The sequence below is a fragment of the Flavimobilis sp. BM9 genome (assembly GCF_058313055.1).
In genome coordinates, this window is the sequence record NZ_JBZEMO010000004.1 from 249,873 (window position 1) to 274,153 (window position 24,281).

The 24,281-nt window shown below is 72.2% G+C and carries 21 protein-coding genes and 1 tRNA gene; 16 read left to right on the forward strand and 6 right to left on the reverse strand.

Annotated elements, in window-relative coordinates; genetic code table 11:
• Positions 1–176: 176 nt before the first annotated feature.
• Complete coding sequence (locus AC4F3Q_RS09030) at positions 177–1,205, reverse strand: XdhC family protein (protein ID WP_491039677.1); 1,029 nt, start codon at positions 1,203–1,205, stop codon at positions 177–179.
• A gap of 112 nt (positions 1,206–1,317) precedes the next feature.
• Here AC4F3Q_RS09030 and AC4F3Q_RS09035 point away from each other — a divergent pair, with 112 nt between their 5' ends.
• The 7 genes from AC4F3Q_RS09035 to topA all read left to right on the forward strand — a co-directional run bounded on the left by AC4F3Q_RS09035 (position 1,318) and on the right by topA (position 9,015).
• A complete protein-coding gene (locus AC4F3Q_RS09035; protein WP_210727458.1) occupies positions 1,318–1,812 on the forward strand; it encodes a nucleoside deaminase in 495 nt (164 codons plus the stop codon).
• Between the two features lie 132 nt (positions 1,813–1,944).
• Complete coding sequence (locus AC4F3Q_RS09040; protein ID WP_491039678.1) at positions 1,945–3,018, forward strand: ABC transporter substrate-binding protein; 1,074 nt, start codon at positions 1,945–1,947, stop codon at positions 3,016–3,018.
• 10 nt (positions 3,019–3,028) lie between these two features.
• Positions 3,029–3,859 (forward strand): ABC transporter ATP-binding protein, encoded by an 831-nt coding sequence (locus tag AC4F3Q_RS09045; RefSeq protein ID WP_491039679.1) that lies wholly within the window; start codon positions 3,029–3,031, stop codon positions 3,857–3,859.
• Positions 3,856–4,650: an ABC transporter permease gene (locus tag AC4F3Q_RS09050; protein ID WP_491039680.1), complete on the forward strand. Its 795-nt coding sequence runs from the start codon at positions 3,856–3,858 to the stop codon at positions 4,648–4,650. Before AC4F3Q_RS09045 ends, AC4F3Q_RS09050 begins: the two co-directional genes overlap by 4 nt.
• A complete protein-coding gene (locus AC4F3Q_RS09055) occupies positions 4,647–5,519 on the forward strand; it encodes an ABC transporter permease (protein ID WP_491039681.1) in 873 nt (290 codons plus the stop codon). Before AC4F3Q_RS09050 ends, AC4F3Q_RS09055 begins: the two co-directional genes overlap by 4 nt.
• Positions 5,506–6,138, forward strand: coding sequence for a nucleotidyltransferase family protein (locus AC4F3Q_RS09060; RefSeq protein ID WP_491039682.1), 633 nt, complete (start codon positions 5,506–5,508; stop codon positions 6,136–6,138). The genes AC4F3Q_RS09055 and AC4F3Q_RS09060 overlap by 14 nt, the downstream gene beginning before the upstream one ends.
• 108 nt (positions 6,139–6,246) lie before the next feature.
• Positions 6,247–9,015 carry a type I DNA topoisomerase gene (gene topA, locus AC4F3Q_RS09065; protein ID WP_491039683.1) on the forward strand — a complete coding sequence of 923 codons (2,769 nt, stop codon included), beginning with the start codon at positions 6,247–6,249 and terminating at the stop codon, positions 9,013–9,015.
• A 240-nt stretch (positions 9,016–9,255) separates the two neighbouring features.
• Here the strand turns inward: topA and AC4F3Q_RS09070 are convergent, their stop codons facing one another.
• The 3 genes from AC4F3Q_RS09070 to AC4F3Q_RS09080 all read right to left on the reverse strand — a co-directional run bounded on the left by AC4F3Q_RS09070 (position 9,256) and on the right by AC4F3Q_RS09080 (position 14,008).
• Complete coding sequence (locus AC4F3Q_RS09070; protein WP_491039684.1) at positions 9,256–10,170, reverse strand: DUF559 domain-containing protein; 915 nt, start codon at positions 10,168–10,170, stop codon at positions 9,256–9,258.
• A gap of 362 nt (positions 10,171–10,532) precedes the next feature.
• Positions 10,533–13,124 (reverse strand): ABC transporter permease, encoded by a 2,592-nt coding sequence (locus tag AC4F3Q_RS09075; protein WP_491039685.1) that lies wholly within the window; start codon positions 13,122–13,124, stop codon positions 10,533–10,535.
• Positions 13,121–14,008 carry an ABC transporter ATP-binding protein gene (locus AC4F3Q_RS09080; protein WP_491039686.1) on the reverse strand — a complete coding sequence of 296 codons (888 nt, stop codon included), beginning with the start codon at positions 14,006–14,008 and terminating at the stop codon, positions 13,121–13,123. The genes AC4F3Q_RS09075 and AC4F3Q_RS09080 overlap by 4 nt, the downstream gene beginning before the upstream one ends.
• Positions 14,009–14,132: 124 nt before the next feature.
• Between AC4F3Q_RS09080 and AC4F3Q_RS09085 the strand changes: the two genes are divergently transcribed.
• From AC4F3Q_RS09085 to AC4F3Q_RS09110, 6 genes are all read left to right on the forward strand, one after another.
• The gene (locus AC4F3Q_RS09085) at positions 14,133–15,173 is read left to right on the forward strand and encodes a Gfo/Idh/MocA family protein (protein ID WP_491039687.1); all 1,041 of its coding nucleotides are present in this window, start codon (positions 14,133–14,135) and stop codon (positions 15,171–15,173) included.
• Positions 15,174–15,243: 70 nt separating this feature from the next.
• Entirely contained in the window at positions 15,244–15,948 is a 705-nt protein-coding gene (gene tmk / locus AC4F3Q_RS09090; RefSeq protein ID WP_491039688.1) for a dTMP kinase, read from the forward strand.
• The gene (locus AC4F3Q_RS09095) at positions 15,945–17,084 is read left to right on the forward strand and encodes a DNA polymerase III subunit delta' (protein WP_491039689.1); all 1,140 of its coding nucleotides are present in this window, start codon (positions 15,945–15,947) and stop codon (positions 17,082–17,084) included. Before tmk ends, AC4F3Q_RS09095 begins: the two co-directional genes overlap by 4 nt.
• Before the next feature lie 53 nt (positions 17,085–17,137).
• Positions 17,138–18,751, forward strand: a complete 1,614-nt coding sequence (locus AC4F3Q_RS09100) for an alpha/beta hydrolase (protein WP_491039690.1) — start codon at positions 17,138–17,140, stop codon at positions 18,749–18,751.
• A 91-nt stretch (positions 18,752–18,842) separates the two neighbouring features.
• A tRNA-Thr gene (locus tag AC4F3Q_RS09105) sits at positions 18,843–18,918 on the forward strand.
• A gap of 94 nt (positions 18,919–19,012) precedes the next feature.
• Positions 19,013–20,311, forward strand: a complete 1,299-nt coding sequence (locus tag AC4F3Q_RS09110; RefSeq protein WP_491039691.1) for an MFS transporter — start codon at positions 19,013–19,015, stop codon at positions 20,309–20,311.
• Between the two features lie 46 nt (positions 20,312–20,357).
• Here AC4F3Q_RS09110 and AC4F3Q_RS09115 read toward each other — a convergent pair whose 3' ends face one another.
• The gene (locus tag AC4F3Q_RS09115; protein ID WP_168448110.1) at positions 20,358–21,287 is read right to left on the reverse strand and encodes a universal stress protein; all 930 of its coding nucleotides are present in this window, start codon (positions 21,285–21,287) and stop codon (positions 20,358–20,360) included.
• A 138-nt stretch (positions 21,288–21,425) separates the two neighbouring features.
• Here AC4F3Q_RS09115 and AC4F3Q_RS09120 point away from each other — a divergent pair, with 138 nt between their 5' ends.
• Together AC4F3Q_RS09120 and AC4F3Q_RS09125 are read left to right on the forward strand one after the other, a co-directional pair.
• Entirely contained in the window at positions 21,426–21,992 is a 567-nt protein-coding gene (locus tag AC4F3Q_RS09120) for an RNA polymerase sigma factor (protein ID WP_350308888.1), read from the forward strand.
• A gap of 50 nt (positions 21,993–22,042) precedes the next feature.
• Positions 22,043–22,963: a hypothetical protein gene (locus AC4F3Q_RS09125; protein ID WP_491039692.1), complete on the forward strand. Its 921-nt coding sequence runs from the start codon at positions 22,043–22,045 to the stop codon at positions 22,961–22,963.
• 59 nt (positions 22,964–23,022) lie between these two features.
• On the opposite strand, the gene AC4F3Q_RS09130 is transcribed toward AC4F3Q_RS09125, so the two are convergent.
• Positions 23,023–23,562, reverse strand: a complete 540-nt coding sequence (locus AC4F3Q_RS09130; RefSeq protein WP_491039693.1) for a DUF3806 domain-containing protein — start codon at positions 23,560–23,562, stop codon at positions 23,023–23,025.
• A gap of 177 nt (positions 23,563–23,739) precedes the next feature.
• Here AC4F3Q_RS09130 and AC4F3Q_RS09135 point away from each other — a divergent pair, with 177 nt between their 5' ends.
• A complete protein-coding gene (locus AC4F3Q_RS09135; protein WP_491039694.1) occupies positions 23,740–24,177 on the forward strand; it encodes an OsmC family peroxiredoxin in 438 nt (145 codons plus the stop codon).
• Positions 24,178–24,281 lie beyond the last annotated feature (104 nt).

Here is a 24,281-nt window from a genome sequence, read left to right on the forward strand (position 1 = left end):
TGGGTGGCCCTACCTCGGCGGCCGGGTTCGGGCTGGCGAGCCCCAGCACGCGAGGTAGGCCCCAGCACGCGAGGTAGGGGGTTGCAGGGCCCTGTCGCGCGTGGAGGGCCCTACGTCGGCGGCCGGGGTAGGGCCGAGGGCGGGGGGATGAGCGTGGCGCCTGGGATCGGCGGCGCTCAGGCCGCCGAGAGCGGTCGCGCCGCGCGGCCCGCGCGGGCCGCGAGGATCTCCGCGAGGACGGAGACGGCGAGCTCGCCCGGCGTGCGGGCGCCGACGTCGAGCCCGAGCGGGGAGCGTACGGACGCGACGAGCGCGGGGTCGACGCCGTCGGCCAGGAGCGTCGCGGCGCGGCGGTCGCGCGTGCGGCGGGACGCCATCGCCCCGACGAACCCGGTGCCGGCGCGCAGCGCCAGGCCGAGGGCCGCGGCGTCGTACCGCTCGTCGTGCGCCATGACGCACAGCGCGTCGCGCACGCCGAGACCGAGCGTCGGCAGCACGCGCTGCGGCCACGCGGCGACGACGTGCGTCGCGTCCGGGAAGCGCTCCTTCGTGCAGAACACGGGGCGCGGGTCGCACACGACGACGGACCAGCCGGCGGCGGCTCCGAGCGTGCACAGGGCTGCCGCCTCGGCGGTCGCGCCGAGGAGGACGAGCCGTGGCGCCGCCGCCTGCTCCTCCCAGAACAGGGGCGCGCCGTCGGGCGCGGACGCGTGGTCGCGACCGGTCGCGGGACCGTCTACGACGACGCCGTAGCGCGCCGAGAGCCCCTCCGCCGCGCGCTCGAGCTGGTGCAGGGCGTCGGGGGAGTCGTCGAGGAGGCGCACGAGCACCTCGATCCGACCACCGCAGGTGACACCCATGGACAGGTCGTCGGTCAGCGGGCCGAGGCCGAGCTGGTCGGGCGGCGAGCCTGCGGGCTCGAACAGGGCGGCGACGTCCGCGGCACGGTCAGCGTCCGACGACGCGGCGTCGGCCCGGCCGAGCACGTGCGCGGGCGCGCCCGCGAGCACGGCGACGCACGCCTCGTGGACCTGGGACTCGACGCAACCGCCGGTCAGCGAACCGAGGACGGCGCCGTCGTCGCGCACGGCCATCGACGTTCCCACGGGCCGGGGCGCGCTCCCGTGCACCGCGACGATCGTCGCGACGGCGACGCGGTGACCCTGGCGCTGCCACGCCAGCAGGTCTCGGGAGAGCTCGAGCATGCGGACGACGCTACGGAACAGATGTTTCAGGGCCGTAAGCGCCCGGAGACGTCCGCGCAACACTCCCCGCGCAGCATGGTCGCAGCAGCAGGACCAGACGAGGGAGACCACCATGACCATCACCACCGAGCCCACCACCGCCATCGAGACGCGGTGGCTCGACCTGGCCGTCGACCTTGCCGTCCGCAACGTCGCTGAGGGCGGCGGACCGTTCGGCGCCGTGATCGTGCGCGGCGGGGAGCTCGTCGCGACGGGCCAGAACCGCGTGACGCGCGACCTCGACCCGACGGCTCACGCGGAGGTCCAGGCGATCCGCGCCGCGTGCCGCAAGCTCGGCTCGTTCTCGCTCGCGGGCTGCGAGCTGTACACGTCGTGCGAGCCGTGCCCGTTGTGCGCGTCGGCCTCGCTGTGGTCGCGGATCGACCGCGTCGTCTTCGCCGCGGACCGGCACGACGCCGCAGCCGGCGGCTTCGACGACCGCGCCTTCTACGAGCTCATGACGCAGGAGCCCCGCACGTGGCCGACGCCGGTCGAGGGTGTGCGGACCGCCGCAGCCTTCACGCCGTTCGACGCGTGGAACTCGCACGCGGCTCGCACGGACTACTGAACGCCCCGGCTGCGCAGAGGTTTACCGCAGTGAAACGTCCGTTGCGCCCTCCTGAAATACGTCCCACCTAGTTTCAGTGGCGTAGGGGAAAAGCGGGTGCGGCTGGGGCCGCCCGACAGAAAAGAGATCCGCATGACCGTCTCGACCACGACCCACCGCCGTCGTCTCGGCCTGAAGGCTGCAGCGTTCGCCGCAGCCGCCACGCTCGCCCTCGCGGGGTGCAGCAGCGAGAGCGACGCAGCGGACAGCCCGGCGCCGGGTGGCGCGGCCGCCGACCTCGGCACGCTGACCGTCCAGCTCTCCTGGATCAAGAACGCCGAGTTTGCGGGCGAGTTCTTCGCGATCGAGAAGGGGTATTTCAAGGACGCCGGGTTCAGCGACGTCATCCTCAACGCGGGCCCGGGCGCGACCGAGTCGATCGTCCTGTCGGGCGGCGCGGACTTCGGCCTCTCGAACGCGGTCTCCGTCGGTTCTGTCATCGCGGAGGAGGGCGCGCCGCTGAAGATCGTCGGCACGACGTTCCAGAAGAACCCGTTCACGATCCTGTCCCTCAAGGACGGCGGCAACATCGCGACGCCCGCCGACCTCGTGGGCAAGAAGATCGGCGTCCAGGCCGGACCGAACGAGGCGCTGTTCGACGCGCTCCTCGTGGCGAACGGCATCGACGCGAGCACGGTCGAGAAGGTCCCGGTCGAGTACGACCCGGCGCCGCTCGTCAACGGCGACGTCGACGGGTTCCTCGCGTATGTGACGAACGAGGCGATCACGGTCGAGGCGGAGGGGCACCCGGTGACGAACCTGCTCTTCGCCGACAACGGTCTGCCGTTCGTCGCGGAGTCGGTCGTCACGACCGACGAGATGATCGAGAAGAGCCCGGAGAAGGTCAAGGCATTCCTCAAGGCCGAGATCCTCGGCTGGAAGGACGCGGTCGCCGACCCTGAGGAGGGTGCGCGCCTCGCTGTCGAGAAGTACGGCAAGGACCTCGGGCTCGACCTGGAGAAGGAGGTCGAGCAGGCGACCGTCCAGACGTCGCTGATCGTCACGGACGACACGAAGGCCAACGGTCTGTTCACGATCTCGGACGAGCTGGTCGCGCAGAACCTTGCGACGCTCAAGGCGTCGGGCATCGAGCTCGAGGCGTCCGACCTGTTCGACCTGTCGCTGCTCGCCGAGCTCCTCGCGGCTGAGCCGGACCTCACGAAGTAGGGGAAGCACGATGACCGTCACGGTGGCGGGCTCCGCTGCCCAGGGAGTCGCGGGCTCCCTGGGCACGGGGGTCCGGATCGAGAACCTCACGAAGACCTTCGGCTCGGGCAGGCGCACGGTCACGGCGCTCGACGACGCGACGCTGTTCACGGACCAGGGGACGTTCCTGTCGCTCCTCGGTCCGTCCGGCTGCGGCAAGTCGACGATCCTGCGGATCCTCGCGGGGCTCGAGCAGCCGACGAGCGGGACGGCCCTCGTCGACGGCCGCACGCCGCTCGAGCTGCGCGAGGCGCACGAGCTGGGGATCGCGTTCCAGGACTCGGCCCTGCTGCCGTGGCGGTCGGTCGTAGCGAACATCCGCCTGCCGTTCGAGGTGGCCGGTGTTCGCCCCGACGACGCGCTCGTCGAGGAGCTGATCAGGCTCGTCGGTCTCGAGGGGTTCGAGAAGGCGAAGCCGTCGCAGCTCTCGGGAGGCATGCGGCAGCGCGTGTCGATCGCGCGTGCGCTCGTCGTCCGGCCGAGCGTCCTCCTCCTCGACGAGCCGTTCGGTGCGCTCGACGACATGACGAGGCAGCGTCTCAACCTCGAGCTGTTGCGGATCTGGACGGAGAAGCCGGCGACGACCCTCATGGTCACGCACGGCATCTCCGAGGCGATCTTCCTCTCGGACCGTGTCGCGGTGATGAGCGCACGCCCGGGGCGGGTCAAGGAGGTCATCGAGGTAGACCTCCCGCGGCCGCGCCTCCCGGAGATGCAGCGCACGCCGGAGTTCCACGCGCTGTGCGACCACGCGTCCGACCTGCTGTTCGGGTCGGGCGGGGTGGTCGGGGAGGAGCCGTGACGACGGCCGAGCGGCTGCGGGGCTGGCTCCCGGGCGCCGTCGGCCTCGTGGCCCTCGTCGCGCTCTGGTGGGTCGCGGCGGTGACGGTCCTCGCGGGCTCGACGCTGCCGACGCCGGGGGGCGTCGTCAGGGTGCTCGTCGACGACGGGTGGGCGTTCTACTCCGCGAACTTCGGGGTGACGATCGAGGAGGCGGTGCGGGGGTTCCTGATCGGCAACGGGCTCGCGCTCGCGCTCGCGTCGCTCGTCCTGCTCGTGCCGGTGGTCGAGCGGGTCGTCATGCAGGTCGCGGTCATCAGCTACTGCCTGCCGCTCGTCGCGATCCTGCCGATCATCTACATCGTCATCGGACCGCCGCCGTCGGGCGAGCCGTCCGGGACCGCGGTCGTCCTCGCTGGGCTGTCGGTGTTCTTCACGACGGTCGTCGGCGCTGTCCTGGGGCTGCGCTCGGCGGACCGAGCGAGCCTCGACGTCGTGACGGTCTACGGCGGCGGCAGGTGGAAGCAGCTCACGAAGGTGCAGCTCGTCGCGTCGCTGCCGAGCGTCGTCTCGGCACTGCAGGTCGCGGCGCCTGCAGCGGTGCTGGGCGCGATCCTCGGCGAGTACATCGGCGGGATGGACCGCGGTGTCGGTCCGGCGCTCGTCAACGCGCAGCAGTCGCTCGCGTCCGAGCGTGCGTGGGGGATCGCGCTCGTGTGCGCGCTCGTCGCAGGGGCGGGCTACGCGTTCTTCGGCCTCGTCGCCCGGTGGGTGACGCCGTGGGCCGACGGTCGGACGGAGGCGGCACGATGAGCCAGACCAGCACGGGCGTGGCGGTGCGCGCCGGAGGCCCGGGGACGCTGCGGGCCGCAGGCCACGGGACGCTGCGCGCGGCGACCCGGGGGACGCTGCGCGTCGTGGTCGACGCCGCCACGACCCTGGCGATCGTCCTCGTCCTGTGGGTGGGCGCGCTGCGCGTCTTCGACGTCTCGCCGTACGTGGGCAAGGGACCGCGCGACGTGTGGGAGTACCTCGTCGAGGTGCCGAAGGCGGCCGCGAACCGCGCGGAGATCGTCACGCTGCTCGGCGAGACGCTGCGCGACGCGTCGCTGGGCTTCGTCACGGGCATGGTCGCCGCGCTCGTCCTCGCGGGGGCGATCGTGCTGTCGCGCGGCGTCGAAGCGACGGTCATGCCGGTCGCGATGCTGCTGCGCTCGGTGCCCCTCATCGCGCTCGCGCCGATCATCTTCCTGCTGCTGGGGCGTGGCGCGGTCACGGTCGCGGTCATGAGCGGGATCGTCGTGCTGTTCCCGGCGCTCGTGACGATCGTGTTCGGGCTGCGCTCGGCGTCGCCCCAGATGCGCGACGTCGTGCACGTGTTCGGCGGCTCGGACCGGGCGGTCCTGACGAAGGTCGCGCTGCCCTCGGCGCTGCCGGCGCTGTTCGCGTCGGTGCGCGTGGCGGTCCCCGCGGCGATCACGGGGGCGCTCATCGCGGAGTGGCTCGCGACGGGGCAGGGCATCGGGTACGGCGTCGTGTCGGCGGTGGGGCGCGCGCAGAACACCAAGGTCTGGGCGATGGTCGCTGCGATCACGCTGGCCTCGCTCGTGCTGTACACGCTCGCGCAGCTCGTCGAGCGCCTCGTGCTGGCCCGGTTCGGGGACGGCGGTGGTCCTCGCTGACGGCCGCGGCGTCGAGCCGCGGCCGTGGCAGCGTCCCCGTGCGTCGGGGCTCGTGCTCGCGGCTGGCGCCGGCACGCGGATGGGCGTACCCAAGGCGCTCGTGCGCGACGTCGACGGGCGCACGTGGCTGAGCCGCGCCGTCGAGGTCCTCGAGGAGGGTGGATGCGAGGACGTGACGGTCGTGCTCGGGGCGCAGGCCGACGTCGCGCGCACGCTCGTGCCAGCGGGTGTGCGGGTCGTGACGGCGCACGGCTGGGCGGCGGGCTTGTCGGCGTCGCTCGCGGCGGGGCTCGCGTGCTTCCTCGGTGACGACGAGCGCGCCCGCGCTGACTGCGCGGTCGTCTCGCTCGTCGACCTGCCGGGCCTGAGGCCTGCCGCGGTGCGCCGCGTGCTCGGCTCCGCGCCGTGCGCGGCGAGCCTTCGGCGCGCGGTGTACGACGACGCTCCCGGGCATCCCGTGGTCGTCGGGAGGGACCACTGGGTTGCGCTCCTGCGGCAGGTGGATCGTGCTGGTGGCGACCGCGGTGCGGGCCCGTACCTGCGTCGCGCGGGCTGCGAGCCGGTCGACTGCACGGACATCGGCGGAGGGTGCGACGTCGACTCCCCGCCGCGCGGGTGACGTCCACAGCGGGCTGACGCCCCGGCTCGCGCGGTCCGATGCATCCCTTACGCTGGCTGCGAGTGCGCCGCGGTGGCGCGCTCGCTCGGCAGAGGAAGCAGGCTGGCCATGTCGCAAGGACGCAAGCTCGTCATCGTGGAGTCCCCCGCGAAGGCGCGCACGATCGCGTCGTACCTGGGTGACGGGTACGAGGTCGAGGCGAGCGTGGGGCACATCCGTGACCTCCCGCAGCCGTCCGAGCTGCCTGCCGAGATGAAGAAGGGCCCGTTCGGCAAGTTCGCGGTCGACGTCGAGAACGGCTTCACGCCGTACTACGAGGTGTACGGCGACAAGAAGAAGAAGGTCGCCGAGCTGAAGCGTCTGCTCAAGGACGCCGACGAGCTCTTCCTGGCCACTGATGAGGACCGCGAGGGCGAGGCCATCGCGTGGCACCTCCTCGAGGCGCTCAAGCCGAAGGTTCCGGTCAAGCGCATGGTGTTCCACGAGATCACCCGCGAGGCGATCACGCGGGCGCTCGAGAACACCCGGGAGATAGACGAGCGTCTGGTCGACGCGCAGGAGACGCGCCGCATCCTCGACCGCCTGTACGGCTACGAGGTGTCGCCGGTGCTGTGGCGCAAGGTTCGGCAGGGCCTGTCTGCGGGGCGTGTGCAGTCGGTCGCGACACGGCTGGTCGTGGAGCGCGAGCGGGAGCGCATGGCGTTCGTCGCCGCCGAGTACTGGGACCTCACGGCCGAGTTCACGACGCCGCAGGGCGAGCGTGACGACCAGTGGTTCAACGCTCGTCTGACGTCGCTCGACGGCGCGCGCGTCGCGTCGGGCCGCGACTTCTCGGACCGTGGTGAGCTCAAGTCCTCGTCGACGGTGCACCTCGACGAGGAGACGGCTCGCGCCGTCGCCGCGGCGATCGAGGGTCAGGCCGCGACGGTGCGCAGCCTCGAGACCAAGCCGTACACGCGCCGTCCGGCGGCGCCGTTCACGACGTCGACGCTCCAGCAGGAGGCGTCGCGCAAGCTCCGCATGAGCTCTCGCCAGACGATGCGCACCGCGCAGACGCTCTACGAGAACGGGTACATCACCTACATGCGTACGGACTCGCCGGCACTGTCGACGCAGGCGATCGACGCCGCGCGCCGTCAGGCGTCCGAGCTGTACGGCGCTGCGTACGTCCCCGACAAGCCGCGCCACTACGCGTCGAAGGCGAAGGGTGCGCAGGAGGCTCACGAGGCCATCCGCCCTGCTGGTGACTCGTTCCGCACGCCTGCGCAGGTCGCGGGCGAGCTGTCGGGCGACCAGTTCAAGCTGTACGAGCTCATCTGGAAGCGCACGGTCGCATCTCAGATGGGTGATGCGCGCGGGTCGACGGCGTCGGTGCGCCTGGGGGTCGACGGCACCCGCGCGGACGGCACGAAGGTCGACGCCGTGTTCTCGGCGTCGGGCACGGTCATCACGTTCCGGGGCTTCCTCGCCGCGTACGAGGAAGGTCGCGACACCGACCGGTATGACGACGACGCGAAGAAGGACGGTGAGTCGCGCCTGCCCGAGATGGCGGAGGGGGACGCGCTCGCGAGCCGCGACCTGACGGCGGACGGGCACACGACGTCGGCTCCGCCGCGCTTCACGGAGGCGAGCCTCGTCAAGGCGCTCGAGGAGCGCGGCATCGGCCGCCCGTCGACGTACGCGTCGACGATCTCGACGATCCTCGACCGCGGCTACGTGTTCTCCCGCGGGCAGGCGCTCGTACCGTCGTGGATCGCGTTCGCGGTCGTGCGGCTCCTCGAGGAGCACTTCGACCGTCTGGTCGACTACGACTTCACGGCCGCGATGGAGGCGGACCTCGACCAGATCGCTGCGGGCGACGTGGACCGCACGGCGTGGCTGTCGAAGTTCTACTTCGGCGACGGCGCCGACTCGAAGGACAGCCTCAAGGCTCTCGTCGACAACCTCGGCGACATCGACGCACGCGACATCAACTCGGTCCCTATCGGCGAGGGCATCGTCCTGCGCGTCGGCCGCTACGGGCCGTACATCGAGGACACCGCCGCCGAGGTCAAGGAGGGTGAGAACCCGCCGCGCGCCTCGGTGCCGGACGACGTCGCGCCCGACGAGCTGACGGTCGCGAAGGCTCGTGAGCTGATCGAGACGCAGGCGGACGGCGACATCGTGCTCGGGGCTGACCCGCAGAGCGGTCACCCGATCGTCGCGCGTTCCGGCCGGTACGGCCCCTATGTCACGGAAGTGCTGCCCGAGCCGAAGCTGGAGGAGGGGCTGTCCGCGGCGGCGAAGAAGCGAGCGCTCGCGGCGCTCCCGAAACCCCGCACGGCGTCCTTGTTCAAGGACATGTCGCTGCAGACGATCACTCTCGAGGATGCGCTGCGGTTGCTGTCGCTCCCGCGCGTGGTGGGCGTCGACCCGGAGACGGGCGCGGAGATCACGGCGCAGAACGGCCGGTACGGGCCGTACCTGAAGAAGGGCACGGACTCGCGGACGATCGCGAGCGAGGACCTGCTGCTGACGATCACGCTCGAGGAGGCGCTCGCGATCTACGCGCAGCCCAAGCGTGGCCGCGGCGCGACGGCGGCGGCGCCGCTCAAGGAGCTGGGCGAGGACCCGACGTCGGGCAAGCCGATCGTCGTCAAGGACGGCCGCTTCGGCCCGTACGTGACTGACGGGACGACGAACCGGACGCTGCCGAAGGACGCGTCGATCGAGTCGATCACGCACGAGCAGGCGGTCGAGCTCCTCGCGGAGAAGCGCGCGAAGACCCCGGCGAAGAAGACGGCTGCGAAGAAGGCGCCGGCCAAGAAGCCGGCGGCGAAGAAGGCCCCGGCGAAGGCACCTGCCAAGAAGCCGGCGGCGAAAAAGACGGCCGAGTAGCGGCGTCGCACGCCCGCGCCGGACGCCCCTCCCCTCCCTCCCCTCTGCCTCCCTCCCTTCTCCCTCCCTCCCTCCTCCCTCGCGACCGATCGCCCCAGTGCACACGTGGGGTGTGCACCAGGGCGATCGGTGCGGCAGGGCTGGGCGCTTCCTGCGGGGCGGATCGCCCCGCTGCACACGCGAGGGGTGGGACCAGGCGATCGGCGAGGGAGTCGGGCGGGTCGCTACGTGGCGGGCCGCTCAGATTGCGGTGCGCTCGGCGAGCACCGCGCGGATCGTCCTGACAGTCTCGTCGGGGCGCTGCACGATGTCGTCGTACGTGAAGCGGAGCACGAGATAGCCAGCCGCTGCCAGGCGGTTGTCCCGGGTGCGGTCCTGCTGGAAGCGGTCTTCGTGCGCACGTCGACCGTCGATCTCGACGATGACGCGTTGTGCAGCGAACAGAACGTCGGCTCGCCCGATCAACCGTCCGTGCACGTCCCGCACGGACGCGTCGGCCTCCCACCCGGTGATCTTCGCTGTGTCGAGAAGATCGTGGGCGCAGCTCTCGGCGTGACTGTGGGCGCCGCGCTCAGTGAGGTCGAGGAGCTTGCGAACCTGTGCGTTCCCGCGAGCACGCGGCTGCGCTGTGAGGCGGTTGCGCAGCTCGTCCCTGCTCAAGAGGTCGCGGGACGCGAGCCACGCGAGCAGGTCGCGGGCGGCGACGAGCGGCAGCCAGGCGAGGGCGTCGACGAACGCTCGCTCCCGGGCGGCGACGAACGCACTCGGCAGCGCGAGGGACGGGACAGCGGCGACCTCGCTCCGTTCCAGTCGGACGCGTCGGGGCCGGATCCCGCCCCCGTGGTCGTCACCGGGGCGGTCCGTCCAGACGTCGACCGTCGACAACGCGGGGATCGGCGCTCCGTGGAACGCGGCCGCAGCCGGACCGAGCAGGATCGACCCGGGGCGCGTGAGCCAGGCTGCCACTCCCAGGCAGCGCGCGGTCACGTCCTCGTCAGACAGGACAAGCCCGCGACCGACGATTCTCTTCCAGGATCCGGTCGCGATGCGGTAGTCGACCTGGCGGCGGGACATCCCTGCGTCCCGCGCCTGGGCTGAGGTGAACACGCCGAGCTGGCGGCGCGCGACGGGAGGGATCCAGGTTCGGTCGATCAACGAGGGCATTGTCAGAGAGTGCTCGCTCGAGCGTCTGCACGAGCAGTCGATCTCTTCCCAGGGGACGAGGCCGTCACCCTCGAGCGCTGTGGGCCTCTACCGGAGCAGCGGCCAGCCGCGGTCGATCGGGCCACCGTGGCCCGACCGATCGCCCGGTTGCACGCGTGAGATGTGCAGCAAGGGGATCGGTGCGAAGCAGGGGGCGGGAGACAGGCGACCGATTGCCCGGGTGCACACGTCACGTGTGCACCCGGGCGATCGGAGCTTCCGGGAAGGGAGTCTCAGGCATCCGAGAACGGAGCCTCAGGCTTCCGGGAGGGTTCCCTCGGGGTTTCTGGAGGGCACCCGGTCGAGTCCGTGGGCTACTCGGCGGCGAGGCCGTCCAGGACCGGCATGCGGGCCGCCCGGATCGACGGCCACACGGCCGCGACGAGCCCGACCAGCGCTGCGAGCACGACCATCCCGCCGAGAGTGCCCCACGGGATCACGAGCTGCGTCATGCCCTCGTCCTTGAACACGGCGGGCAGCGCGGTCGCGATGCCCACGCCCACGCCGACGCCGAGGATCGTGCCGAACAGGGCGGTCAGCACCGACTCGATCGCGACCATCGTCGAGAGCTGGAGCCTGCCCAGACCGACGGCCCGCAGCAGCGCCACCTCGCGGGTGCGTTCGATGATCGACAGCGCGAGCGTGTTGACGATCCCGAGCACCGCGATGAGGACGCTCAGGCCGAGCAGCGCGTAGATGACCGTGAGCATCATGTTCACCTGGTCGGCGAGCGCGTTGACCATCTCCTCGGAGTCCATCACCGAGATCACGAAGTACGGCTTGGCGATCTCGACGAGGTCGGCGCGAAGCTGGTCCGTCGTGACGCCGTCGGCTGCGGTCGCGAACGCGACGGCGATCCCGGAGAGCTCCGGTCGCACGACCTTCTCGTAGACGTCGCGAGGGACGAACATCGCGCCGCCGAACGCCTGCGAGTCGATGATCGCGCCGATGCGGACCTGCGTGCCGGCCGTGCCGTCGGTGACGCCCTGCTCGGAGCCGAGGGTGACGACGTCGCCGACCTTCCAGCCGTTGCTCTTCGCCGCCGGCTTGAGCGCGAGGGCCTCACCGCGTCCGTAGGAGGCGAGCTCGCCGTCCTCCACCGTGACGTCGATCGAGCGTTCCCAGAGCGCAGGCTCCGCGGAGAACACGAACTGCGGGGTGCTGATGCCGGACGCGAACGTCACGCCGTAGTCGGCGACGTCGAGCGCGGCGACCGACGGTGTGGCCGCCATGGCGTCGGCGACCTGCTGAGGGAGGTCTCCGCCCTGCGACTGGACGATGAGGTCCGCCTTGAGGTCGGACTCGATGACGGAGCCGATCGACGCGGTCGTGGACGCCGCGAGGACGCCCGAGGCGCTCACGAGGACCATGCCGATCATGAGGGCGCCAGCGGTCGACGCCGTGCGGCGGGGGTTGCGCACGACGTTGCCGCGTGCGAGCCCGCCGAGCGGCTTGCCCAGCGCGGCGAACGGCGCCGCGAGCACCGGGACGACCCAGCGGGCGAGGATGGGAGCGAGGACCAGCATGCCCACGACGAGCGTGACCGCACCGATCCCGAGCATCGTCGGGGCGCCCTCGACCACGAGGCCGTCGGCGGTCTTGGCGAGCGACGCGTACGCGACGCCGCCGATGCCCGCGAGCGTGAGCACCGCACCGATCGCGGTGCGCACGCGCAGCCCCTTCTCGGAGGGCGCCTCCGCGCGCATCGCCTCGACGGGCGCGGTCAGGGCCGCCCGCCGGGCGGGGATCGCGGCCGCGACGAGCGAGACGACGGTGCCGACGACGAGCGAGATCACGACCGTGTCGGCGGTCAGCTCGACCGCGCCGCCCATCTCCATGCCCATGCCGGACAGGAGTGCGGACAGGCCCGCGGCGATGCCGATGCCGAGCCCGATGCCGACCGCGGAGCCGAGCACGCCGATGACGAGCGCCTGGCCGAGGATCGACGCGAACACCTGCGACGGGCTCGCACCGATCGCCCGCAGGAGCGCGAACTCCCGCATGCGTTCGCGCACGCTCATCGAGAACGTGTTGGCGATGAGGAACCCGCCGACGAAGAGCGAGACCCCGGCGAACACGAGGAGGAACACCTGGATGAAGCCGAGCATCTCGCCGATGGCGTCGCTCTGCTCCTCGCGCATCGCGTCGCCCGTGACGACCTCGGCGGTGGCCGCGCCGTCGACGGAGGTGCTCGCGAGCTTCTGCGCGACGGCGTCGCGGAGCTGGGTCTCGCTCACCCCGGGCTTGCCGAACACGGAGATGGTGGGGACGGTGCCCTCGGGGGCGTAGGCGGCCGCGGCGACCTCGGGGTCGAGGCCGATGAGCAGCGCGCCGGCCATCGTCGCGTCGAAGTGCGCGAGACCGGAGACGGTCACGTCGCGGATGTCGCCCGCGAGGATGATCTTGGTGCGGTCGCCGGTCGTGAGGCCGGCACGCTCGGCGGTCGACTCCTCGAGGACGATCTGCTCGGGCCCGACGGCGTAGTCGCCGTCGGTCACGCGCACGACCGTGTCGTCGCGGGCGAGCGCGACGCCGAGCGTCGGTGCGCCGGACGTCGTCACCGCGGTGCCGTCCTTGCCGACGAGGACGAGCGTGCCGCCGTAGTCGGCGTACGCGCGGTCGACGCCGTCGGCCTCACGGACCGTTTCGACGAGGCTGGCGGGGACGGGGGCGTGGACGCTCCCGGCGGAGCCGGTCGTGGAGTCCATGCCGACGACCATGTCTGCGCCGCGGACGTAGGTCTGGGCGGAGTAGGAGGAGTCGACGATCGCGTCGAAGGTGCTCGCCAGCACGGCGCGCAGGGAGTAGGTGCCGGCGACGAAGGCGACGCCGAGGGCGACGGCGAGGACCGCCATCCCGAAGCGGACGAAGTGGGCGCGGATGCCGCGCAGCGCGACGCGGATCATCGGGCCGGCACCTCGGCTGCTTCGTCGAGGGCGCTGCGTGCACCTTCGCTGCGGGCGGGGGTGAGCTCGGCGAGCTGGGCGAGGATCGCGTCGTGGGTGGGCTCGCGCAGGTCGGCTGCGAGGCGGCCGTCGGCGAGGAACAGGACGCGGTGCGCGTACGACGCCGCACGCGGGTCGTGCGTGACCATGACGACGGTCTGCCCGAGCTGCTCGACGGAGCGGCGCAGGAACGACAGGACCTCGGTCGCGGAGTGGGAGTCGAGGTTGCCGGTCGGCTCGTCGGCGAAGATCACGGCGGGCTTGGACACGAGGGCGCGGGCGCACGCGACGCGCTGCTGCTGGCCGCCGGAGAGCTCGTCGGGGCGGTGGCGCAGTCGGTCGCGCAGGCCGACGGTCTCGATGACCTCGTCGAACCAGGCGCGGTCGACGGGGCGCCGGGCGATGTCGAGGGGGAGAGTGATGTTCTCCTCGGCGGTGAGCGTGGGGATGAGGTTGAACGACTGGAAGATGAAGCCGAGGTGGGTGCGGCGGAGCTTGGTGAGGTTCCGCTGGTTCATGCGGCCGATCTCGTGGCCGTCGACGACGGCGCGGCCCGACGTGACGCGGTCGAGGCCTGCCATGCAGTGCATGAGCGTGGACTTGCCGGAGCCGGAGGGGCCCATGATCGCGGTGAAGCGGCCGGACGCGAAGTCGACGTCGATCCCGTCGAGAGCGGTCACGGCGGTCTCTCCCGAGCCGTAGACCTTGGTCAGGCCGCGGGCCCACGCCTGCGGGGCGGTCCCGTCGGTGAGGACACCGAGTGTCGCGGTCGAGCTGTCGGGGGTGGCGGTCATCATCGTTCCGTTCGTGTCGTGGAGAAGCGTGGGTGTGGTCTGTGTCTCCATGAGCCTCCCGCGCCGGGCTCTCGGGCGTCATCGGGATTTCCCCCCAGTGCACCCCTGATTCCCCACCCTGAGAGCTCCCTGAACGGGGCACGCGGGCGGGGGTGGTGCGCGCTAGCGTTGCCCCATGAGCAACGACGCCTCCCTGATCCAGTCCATGCCCTCCGCGACCGTCCCTGACCCGGCGACGGCGCCGTCGATCCGCTGGGGCATCCTCGGTGCCGGCAACATCGCGGGCTCGTTCGCCGCAGCGGTGACGGCTCACACTCGTGCGCAGCTCGTGGCGGTCGGGTCGCGCGACCGTGTGCGCGGGGAGCGGTTCGCCTCGGCGCACGGCATCCCGACGACGCACATCGGCTACGAGGAGCTCGTCGCGGACGACCACGTGGACGCCGTGTACATCGCGACGCCGCACTCGGAGCACAAGGACCAGGCGCTCCTCGCGATCTCGGCGGGCAAGCACCTCCTCGTGGAGAAGTCCTTCACGCGCAACGCGGCGGAGGCTCGTGAGGTGTTCGACGCTGCTCGCGCGGCGGGCACGTTCGTCATGGAGGCGATGTGGACGCGTTTCCTGCCGCACGTCGCCGCTCTGCGCGCTGTCGTGGGGTCCGGGCTGATCGGCGAGGTCGTCAACGTGTCGGCGGACCACGGGCAGAAGTTCGTGCACGACCCGTCGTCGCGGCTGTTCGACCCGGCGCTCGCGGGCGGTGCGCTGCTCGACCTGGGCGTGTACCCGGTGTCGTTCGCGCACGACCTGCTCGGGGCGCCTGCGTCGGTGACGGCGGTCGGTGCGCTGACGGACACGGGCGTGGACGGTCAGATCTCGATGGCGCTGGCGTACGGCGAGCGTGCGCACGCGACGCTGTCGACGACGTTGTGGGCGCGGACGCCCACGGCCGCGCTGGTCTCGGGCACCGAGGGCTACATCGAGGTCGCGGGGAGCTTCTACTCGCCGACGTCGTTCACGGTGACGTTGAACGACGGTTCGCGCTGGACGTACGACCGTCCTGCGGTGAAGGGCCTGCAGTACGAGGCGGCGGAGGTCGCGCGCTGCGTCGCCGAGGGCCGCACGGAGTCGGAGCGCATGACGTGGCAGGGGACGATCGACGTCCTGGAGACGATGGACGAGGTCCGTCGTCAGATCGGCGTGGCCTACCCGGGCGAGTGACGTGGAGGCCGGGCCCTGCGGGGCCCGGCCCGCGGTCCGCTGCGTCGGAGGGGGTCGGTAGGCTGGCGCCGTGACTGTCTCCTCCCTCGGATCGCCTTCGGCGTCGGGTGTCTTCGTGTCCTTCGAGGGCGGCGACGGCTCCGGCAAGACGACCCAGATCTCCTTGCTCGCCGACTGGTTCTCGCGGATCGGCTACGAGGTCGTCACGACGCGTGAGCCGGGCGGCACAGCGATGGGCCTCGACCTGAGGCGCCTCGTGCTGCACGGCGAGGACATGGACCCACGCACCGAGGCTCTGCTGTACGCCGCGGACCGGGCGCACCACGTCGACACGGTGGTGCGGCCTGCGCTCGAGCGTGGCGGCGTCGTCATCACGGACCGCTACCTCGACTCGTCCGTCGCCTACCAGGCTGGCGGCCGCGAGCTGGGCGCCGCCGAGATCGAGAACCTCTCGCTGTGGGCGACGCACGGTCTGCTGCCGCACGTGACGATCCTGCTCGACGTCGACCCGGCGGTCGGGGTTGCCCGCGTCCCGGGTGGCCTCGACCGGCTCGAGCGCGCCGGCGCCGAGTTCCACGTCCGCACACGCGAGGCGTACCTCGCGCGCGCCGCCGCGCACCCCGGTCGGATCGTCGTCGTCGACGCGGCACGGTCGATCGAGGAGGTGCACGCGCACGTCGTCGAGCTCGTCGCGCGCCGCCTCGGCATCGACGTCGACTCGTCGCTCGCGGTCGTCGAGGACTCCCCGCGCGATCCGGCGGTGGGGGACGCGTGACGGACGTCTGGGCGGACGTCGTCGGGCAGGAGGACGCGATCGCGCCGCTGCGCGCGGCAGCAGCCGACGACGCGGCGATGACGCACGCGTGGCTCGTCACGGGCCCGCCCGGCTCGGGCCGTTCGAACGCCGCGCGCGCGTTCGCGGCCGCGCTGCAGTGCACGGGTGACCCGGCCGTGGACGAGCGCGAGATCGCTGCGGTCATGCGAGGCGCGCACCCTGACGTGACGGTCGTCGCGACCGACAAGGTCACCATCTCGATCGACGAGGTGCGCGGGCTCATCGGCCTCGCGCAGCGCAGCCCTGCGCACGGCCGCTGGCGCGTGATCATCGTCGAGGACGCCGACCGCATGCTCGAACGCACCTCCAACGTCCTCCTCAAGGCGATCGAGGAGCCGCCCTCCCGCACCGTGTGGGTGCTGTGCGCGCCGAGCCCGCAGGACGTCGTCGTGACGATCCGCTCGCGCTGCCGCAAGATCGCCTTGCGTGTGCCGCCCGTCGAGGCGGTCGCGGACCTGCTGGTGCGGCGCGACGGCGCCGAGCCGTCGGTCGCGCTCGAGGCCGCGCGCGCGGCGCAGTCACACATCGGCCTCGCACGGCGTCTCGCCCGTGACCCCTCGGCGCGCGAGCGCCGGGACGCCGTCCTGTCGGTCGCGCGGCGCATCCGCGGCGTCGGGGACGCCGTGCTCGCGGCCGGCGAGCTCGTCGACGTCGCGCAGGCGGAGTCTGCTGCGCACTCCGAGGAGCGCAACGCGGCCGAGAAGGCCGACCTGCTGCGCACGCTCGGCGTCGAGCCGGGGCAGACCGTCCCGCCGAACCTGCGTGCGCAGGTCAAGCAGCTCGAGGACGACCAGAAGCGCCGCGCGACGCGCGCGCAGCGGGACACGCTCGACCGGGCGATGGTCGACCTGCTGTCGCTGTACCGGGACGTGCTCGTCGTCCAGCTCGGCTCCGACGTCGAGCTCGTCAACACCGCGCACGCCGAGACCGTGCGCGCGCTCGCCGAGGAGTCGACCCCGGAGCAGACGCTGCGTCGCATGGACGCGATCGGCACGGCGCGCACGCGCCTGACCGGCAACGTCGCTCCGCTGCTCGCGGTCGAGGCGATGATGATCGCCCTGCGTCCCCAGGGCTGAGCAACGTCTCGCACGTCCGACACGCAGCGGCGCGAGCCGTTACGGTGGAGCACGTGCTGAAGACCACCGCCGCCCGCCTGTCCGTCTCGTCCGCCCTGCACGGCGGGAACCGCGGGACCAGGCGTGCCGCCCGGTGGTCCGCAGGCTCCCTCGTGCTCGTGCTGGCCCTCGCCGGGTGCACGGCGGGCAAGGAGGCGATCGACGTCGACCCGAGCGCGACGAGCACCGGGCAGCCCGGTGCCGGCGCCGGGCTCGCCCCGAAGGATCTCGACCCGTCGATGCTGCCGTTCTACGAGCAGTCCGTCGCGTGGGAGGAGTGCAACGACGACCACCTGTGCGCGACGATCGACATCCCCGTCGACTGGGCGGACGCGTCTGCGGGCAAGGCGAGCCTCGCGGTCGAGCGGACCCAGGCGTCCGGGACGAAGCAGGGCTCGCTCCTGATCAACCCGGGCGGTCCGGGCGCGTCCGGCATCGACTTCCTCGACGCAGCGGTCTCGGTCATCAGCCCGGAGGTCCAGGAGGCGTACGACGTCGTCGGTTTCGATCCGCGCGGCGTCGGGAGGTCGAGCCCCGTGACGTGCCTCGACGACGCGGGCAAGGACCAGCTTGTCTCCAGCGACTTCGACATGTCGACAGACGCGGGTCGAGCGGGCTTCCAGGCGGCGTGGACCGCCTTCGGCGCTGCGTGCCAGTCGAACACCGGCGCGATGCTCGAGCACGTCGACACCGGCAGCGCGGCCCGCGACATGGACCTGCTGCGGGCGCTTCTCGGTGACGAGAAGCTCACGTATCTCGGCTACTCCTACGGGACGCAGCTCGGCGGGACGTACGCCGCGCTGTTCCCGGAGCGCGTGGGGCGTCTCGTCCTCGACGGCGCGGTCGACTACACGCTCGAGGCGGACGAGCTCAGCGCCGGCCAGGCCGAGGGCTTCGAGCGTGCCCTGCGCGCGTACGTGACCGACTGCATGGCGGGCGCACGCTGCCCGCTGACGGGCTCTGTCGACGACGGCCTCAAGCAGATCCGCGACCTGACCGAGCGCGCGTTCACGGACCCGCTGCCGACGCAGGACGCAGGCCGCGTCCTGACCCGCACCCTCGCGTTCTACGGGATCGCGATCACTCTCTACGCCGACGAGTCCTGGCCCGTGCTGACGCAGGCGCTCACGATGGCGCTCCAGCGCAACGACGGCTCCGGCCTGCTGTCGCTCGCTGACGCCTACAACTCCCGGGACCTCGACGGCGGGTTCCAGGACAACTCGACCGAGGCGTTCACGGCGATCGGCTGCGCCGACGGCCGCGCCCCCGCCGACCTCGCGCACATGCAGGCCGAGCGGGACAAGATCCTCGCCGTCGCGCCGACCCTCGGCGAGTCGTTCGCGTGGAACGCTCTCGTGTGCGCCGGCTGGCCCACGCCGGCCAAGCCCTTCACGGCCGACCCGTCGGCGCCGGGCGCCGCCCCGATCGTCGTGATCGGCACGACGAACGACCCGGCGACCCCCTACGAGTGGTCGCAGTCGCTCGCGAAGACGCTCGATTCCGGTGTGCTCCTCTCCTGGGAGGGCGAGGGGCACACCGCGTACGGCCGCTCGAACGACTGCATCGCGGGCGCCGTCGACGCGTACCTCCTCGACGGCACCGTCCCCGAGGACGGCCTCGTCTGCTGATGGTGGGGCGCCTCGCGCCGACCGAGTTGGACCGCTCCCGTTGACGTGGTTATAGTTGTCGCGGCTCGACGGGTCCGCCCGTTGATGACCAGCCGCCTTAGCTCAGTCGGCAGAGCGTTTCACTCGTAATGAAAAGGTCAAGAGTTCGATTCTCTTAGGCGGCTCCACCAGAAGGCCCTCGGGATCATCCCGAGGGCCTTCTGCATACCCCGGGCGACGCGGGCCGTGACGGTTCCCGCCGGGCGAGGAAAGGACGGACCCGTGCGTCCACGTGCCACCGGCGGCACCGCGGCAGGGCTGCTGCTCGCTGCCGTCGTGCTCTACGCGCTCAACCTGCGCGGTCCGATCGTCGCTGTCGCCCCGATCGTGCAGGACGTCGCGGCGGGCCTCGGGATCTCCGTCGCCGCGGCGGGGGTCTTCTCGAGCATCCCCGTCGTGCTGTTCGCGGTCGCGACCCCGCTCGCGGCGTTCCTCATGCGCAGGGCCAGCCTCGAGACGACGATCCTCCTGTCCCTCGCCGTCGTCGCGCTCGGCACGGTCGTCCGGTCGCTCGGTGACTTCACGTGGGCCGTGACGGGCACCGTCGTGATCGGTGCGGCGATCGCGGTGGGCAACGTCGTCGTGCCGGTGATCGTGCGGCGGGACTTCCGCGGGCGCGAGGGGGTCGTCAACGGCGTGTACACGGCGTCGCTCAACGCGGGCTCGGTCCTCACGACGGCGCTCACGGCGCCGCTCGCCGACCTTGTCGGGTGGCGGTGGGCGCTCGCGTCGTGGGCGCTGCTCACCCTCGTCGCGGGCGCCGTGTGGTGGCGGGTGCGCGGTCGTGCAATGCCGGGCCCACAGGCTGCCGCAGGGGAGGAGGCGGGCGTCGACGCGGCGCCAGGGCGCGCACGCGACGCCTCGGCGGCCGGCCGCCCGTCCGCCGCGGCGCGCAGCGCGGGCGCTGCCCTCGAGCGGGGCAGCGGCGGCCCGGCGCGCCCCGTGTGGCGGCGGGGCGACGTCTGGCTGCTCGTCGCCGCGATGGGCGGCCAGTCGTTCTCGTACTACGCGCTCAGCGCGTGGCTGCCGACGCTCCTCGCGGACACGGTCGGCCTCGACGCGAACGGGGCCGGCGTCGCGTCGGCGGCGTTCCAGGCGTTCGCTGTCGTCGGAGCGATCGGCGCGCCGGTGCTCATGGCGCGAGGGGTGTCGACCCGCGTCGTGCTCGTCGGCCTCGCGCTGCTGTGGGTCGCGCTGCCGGTCGGCCTGCTCCTCTCGCCGGGGGCGAACGTCGTGTGGATGTCGTGCGCGGGCGTCGCCCAGGGCGGCAACTTCACGGTGCTCATCACGATCATGGGGCGGCGCGCGCGGGACGGCCGCGAGATGCAGCGCATGTCGGCGTTCGTGCAGGGCTGCGGGTACGGGTTCGCGGCGACGGGGCCGACGCTGCTCGGGGTCGTGCACATCGCGAGCGGTGGCTGGACCGTGCCTCTCGTCGTCGTGCTCGGTGCGCTCACCGTCATGGCGACGGCGGGTCTCGCCGTCGCGTCGGCGCGCCCGCTGCCGGCGCGGCCGGTCTAGCCGACCGCGCCAGGCACGGGCCAGCTCAGGGCTGGCGGCGCGAGGGTCAGGTGCGCACGATCGTCACGGGGCACGGCGCGTGCTCCATGAGCTGGCTGGAGACCGAGCCGAGCATGAGCCGCTCGAACCCGCCCATGCCGCGCGAGCCGAGCACGAGCCACGTCGCACCTGCCGCGCTGCGCAGGAGCCCGCGTCCGGGGCTGGACCTCAAGATCGTGCGGACGAGCTGGTCCTCGGGGAGGTGGCTGATCCCCGCGCGCTCGATCGCCTCGTCGAGGTGCTGGCCGGAGCGGTCCTCGAAGTCCTCGATCGGTGGCACCCAGCCGAAGGACTCGCTCGGGATGCCGCTCGTGGCGAACTGCCAGCACGTGACGGCGTGCAGGGGGAGGTGGCGACGCTGCGCGGCCTCGGCGGCGAACTTGAGCGCGGCGACCGACGCCGGCGAGCCGTCGACGCCGACGACGATGCGCGGCGTCTCGTCAGCCTCCGCGCCGTCGAGCGCGGCTTCCCGCTGCTGCTCGGCCCGTTCGGGGTCGGGGATGATGGTGACCGGCAGGTGCGCCTGACGGACGATGCCTGCCGAGACGGACCCCATGAAGAGCCGCCCGAGCCGCCCGACGCCGCGGCGCCCGACGACGAGCATCGACGCACCCGCGGCAGCCTCGATGACTGCGGGGACGACCGGTCCCTGCACGGGGGTGCGGATGATCTCGAGCCCGCTGAGGTCGTGCTTCTCCTGCACGCGGGAGATCGAGGAGTCGATCCGCTCCTCGGCGAGCGCGGTGAGGCGCCGGAACGTCTCGTCGACGTCCGTGATCGCCATGATTCCCTCGGAGGCGTGGACCCACGTGGCGTCCCAGGCGAGGACGACCTCGAGGGGCACGTGCCGCGACTCGGCGGCGTCGGCCGCCCAGGCGAGGGCGTGGTCTGAGTTGAGCGAGCCGTCGACACCGACGACGACGCGGTTCGAGGACATGGTCATCACCTGCTCCCGTCGCCGGACGCTCCGTCGCGTCCGTTCTTCCAGTCTGGCCCTGTCCGCGCGGGAGGACAACAGTGCCGGTGGCGACGTGAGATTCCACGGATCGCAGGATGAGCCGCAAGGATGGGGGGCGTGGAGACACATGACGAGGAGAGCGTCTGGTCTGTCGACCTGACGGCGGACCTGGAGGGCGGCGGGGGTGTGACAGGGCACGACCAGGTGTGGTTCGAGGGCATCTTCCGCACGCACGCCCCGGCCGTGCACCGATACTTCGTGCGTCGCACCCACGTCGGTGAGGTGGACGACCTGACGGCGGAGACGTTCGTGGTGGCGTGGCGCAGGCGCGCCGACGTGCCGGACGGCGCGGAGCTGCCGTGGCTCTACCGCACGGCAGGGTTCTTGCTCGCCAACCACCACCGCAAGGGCAGGCCGGTCCCGGTGGACCGCCTCCCGGACCAGGTTGACCACGCCGACCCGGCGCACCTGGTGGTCGTCGACGAGTCGGTGCGGCAGGTGCTCGCGTCGATGTCGTCGCGCGACCGGCAGGTGCTCGTGCTCAACGCGTGGGAGGGCCTCACGGGGGACGACCTCGCGGCGGTGCTCGGGATCTCCCGCGGTGGCGCGGACGCGGCGCTGAGCCGGGCTCGCGCCCGGCTGCGAGAGCAGTGGGAGAAGCGCGAGGCGGTGGAAGGTCGATGAGCGGTGCACGGGGTCCCACGGGTGACGACGGTTCGAGAGGGCAGGAAGACATGACAGGACGCGAGAGCCAGGGGCACCTGGTCGGCGACGACGCGCGGGACGTGGCGTTCGAGGCGCTCGTCCTCAGCGACCCCGCTGGCGCGAGCGTCCCTGACCCGGAGCGACTGTGGCCGCTCGTGATGGCGCGGACCCAGGAGGACGGGGCGGGTGAGTACGGCACCTCGTCGTCCGGCGGGTCGTCGACGCTGCTCGTCGACGTGCCGGGCGCTGCCTCGGACGAGGACGCGGGTGTCGTCGTGAACCTTGCCGCGCGCGGTCGTCGCAGGTTCGTGCGGGTCGCCGCCGCGGCCGCGGTCGTGGCGGTCGCCGCCGGTGGCGGCTACGCGATCGGCACGCAACGAGCGCCGGGTGCGGCGGACGTCGTGGCGTCCGCGCCGCCCGTCCTCGGTGCGGAGTCCGTCGAGGATCCCGCGGAGGAGGCGGACGAGCCGCAGCGCCTCGCGTTCGTCGTCGGGGACCTCCCGGAAGGTCCTGGTACGGCGTCGGTGTGGGTGCTGGACCCGTCGGTCGACCCGAGCGCTCCGTCGGGGGACCTCCCGACGGAGGGTGTGCTCGCGGACGACCTGTTCGAGGACGACGGGACGCTCGTGCGCGGTGAGCTCGTCGGCGAGCTGCCGCTCGTGACGGTCGAGGAGGCTGCGGAGCGGCTCGGGGACCCCGTCTACGCCGTGAGCCGCGAGCGCGGTGCGCCGCTCGTGGCGACGGCGTCGGACCCGGCGGACGTGCCCGACGGGCAGGTGCCGTGGGGTGTGATCGAGGTGCCGATCACTGGTGCCGATGTGTCGAGCGAGATCGTTCGCGGGGGCGACGGCCGTGACTGGGTGGTCCCGGTCTACGCGTTCACGGACGGACGGGACAACGTGTGGCGTGTCCTGGCGCTGCAGGACGACGCGATGGACCTGGTCGGCTGAGGACGGGCCTGGCTGGCTGAGCCGGGCGCGCGGGGCTCCGACGAGCCTCGCGATGGTGCTCAGAAGCGGGCGGCGTGGTTCCGCGTCTCGACGCGCTGCGCGAGCTTGGTGGGGATCCAGGTGGCCTCGGTCGTCTCGATGGGCGCGTGCTGGTTGAGGTACGCGTCCATCCAGAGCATCTCCTTCGTCATCCAGCGGGTGGCGACGTCGCTCAGGGGCGACGCGACCGGCTGGCCGGCGGCGTCGGTGAGCAGGAGCGTGGTGGGCCGGCAGTCGGCGATGACGCGCCACTCCAGCTCGGGGCGGCGGGCGCGCATGAGGTCGCCGACGACGACGCCGATCGCGTTGATCGACGTGTTGGGGTTCCAGCGGTCGCTCTCAGGTGTCCCGTGCCAGCGGCTGCAGTAGTCGATGTAGAGGGCCTGCACGGCGGCGGCGTTGTCGAGCCGCATGGTGGGCTCGCGGAGGAACTCGCGGAGCTCCTCCATCCAGACGAGCTGCGCAGGGTCGGGGAGAGCCGTCCGCGGCGCCGTGCGTGGAGGCGCGGCGGTCTCGGCAGCGCGTGAGCTGCTCGAGGCGTCGGTCGACCAGGCGAACATCTTCATACCCTACGTATCGGCACGGGCGTGCCGAAAGATGAGCCGGTCAGGCTTCCGCACGGGTGAGTGACCGGGTGAAGTAGCGGGTGAGAACCAGGGTGAGTCCGCTCGCCGTGCCGGGTGCGGCGACCGTCGATACATTCGAGGAACAGTCACCCCATACCTCTGGAGGACGCGATGCCCACGCGCAAGGCACGGACCGCATGGAACGGCACGCTCGAGCAGGGCTCGGGCCAGGTCGAGCTCTCGAGCTCCGGGATCGGTACGTACGAGGTCTCCTTCCCGAGCCGCTCGGCCGACGAGGCCGGCGGCCGCACGAGCCCTGAGGAGCTGATCGCCGCAGCGCACTCCTCCTGCTACGCGATGCAGCTCAGCGCTCTGCTGGGCGAGGCAGGGTTCACGCCCCAGGCGCTGCACGTCTCCGCCGAGGTCGCGCTCGGCCCTGACCCCGCGGGCGGCTTCCAGATCCCCAGCATCACCCTGACGGTGAGCGGGGAGGTCGACGGCGTCGACGAGGCGAGGTTCGTCGAGATCGCCCAGGCCGCGAAGGACACGTGCCCGGTGAGCAAGGCGCTCGCGGGCACGTCGATCTCCCTCGAGGCGTCGCTCGCCTGACCAGATCCGCGGCGGGCTTCCCCCTTCGTCGCCCGACGCGCACGAACGACCGCGGCCGTGCTCGCCCGCGGTCGTTCGTGTGCGTCGCGGTGAGACGACCGGGT

What these genes read in the sequence shown, in the direction of transcription:
- AC4F3Q_RS09045 (WP_491039679.1), top strand. Translation starts at nt 3,029, where the DNA reads ATGACCGTCACGGTGGCGGGCTCCGCTGCCCAGGGAGTCGCGGGCTCC.
- AC4F3Q_RS09125 (WP_491039692.1), top strand. Translation starts at nt 22,043, where the DNA reads ATGACAGGACGCGAGAGCCAGGGGCACCTGGTCGGCGACGACGCGCGG.
- AC4F3Q_RS09115 (WP_168448110.1), bottom strand. Translation starts at nt 21,287, where the DNA reads ATGTCCTCGAACCGCGTCGTCGTCGGTGTCGACGGCTCGCTCAACTCA.
- AC4F3Q_RS09135 (WP_491039694.1), top strand. Translation starts at nt 23,740, where the DNA reads ATGCCCACGCGCAAGGCACGGACCGCATGGAACGGCACGCTCGAGCAG.
- AC4F3Q_RS09055 (WP_491039681.1), top strand. Translation starts at nt 4,647, where the DNA reads ATGAGCCAGACCAGCACGGGCGTGGCGGTGCGCGCCGGAGGCCCGGGG.
- AC4F3Q_RS09030 (WP_491039677.1), bottom strand. Translation starts at nt 1,205, where the DNA reads ATGCTCGAGCTCTCCCGAGACCTGCTGGCGTGGCAGCGCCAGGGTCAC.
- AC4F3Q_RS09040 (WP_491039678.1), top strand. Translation starts at nt 1,945, where the DNA reads ATGACCGTCTCGACCACGACCCACCGCCGTCGTCTCGGCCTGAAGGCT.
- topA (WP_491039683.1), top strand. Translation starts at nt 6,247, where the DNA reads ATGTCGCAAGGACGCAAGCTCGTCATCGTGGAGTCCCCCGCGAAGGCG.
- AC4F3Q_RS09085 (WP_491039687.1), top strand. Translation starts at nt 14,133, where the DNA reads ATGAGCAACGACGCCTCCCTGATCCAGTCCATGCCCTCCGCGACCGTC.
- AC4F3Q_RS09035 (WP_210727458.1), top strand. Translation starts at nt 1,318, where the DNA reads ATGACCATCACCACCGAGCCCACCACCGCCATCGAGACGCGGTGGCTC.
- AC4F3Q_RS09075 (WP_491039685.1), bottom strand. Translation starts at nt 13,124, where the DNA reads ATGATCCGCGTCGCGCTGCGCGGCATCCGCGCCCACTTCGTCCGCTTC.
- AC4F3Q_RS09130 (WP_491039693.1), bottom strand. Translation starts at nt 23,562, where the DNA reads ATGTTCGCCTGGTCGACCGACGCCTCGAGCAGCTCACGCGCTGCCGAG.
- AC4F3Q_RS09080 (WP_491039686.1), bottom strand. Translation starts at nt 14,008, where the DNA reads ATGGAGACACAGACCACACCCACGCTTCTCCACGACACGAACGGAACG.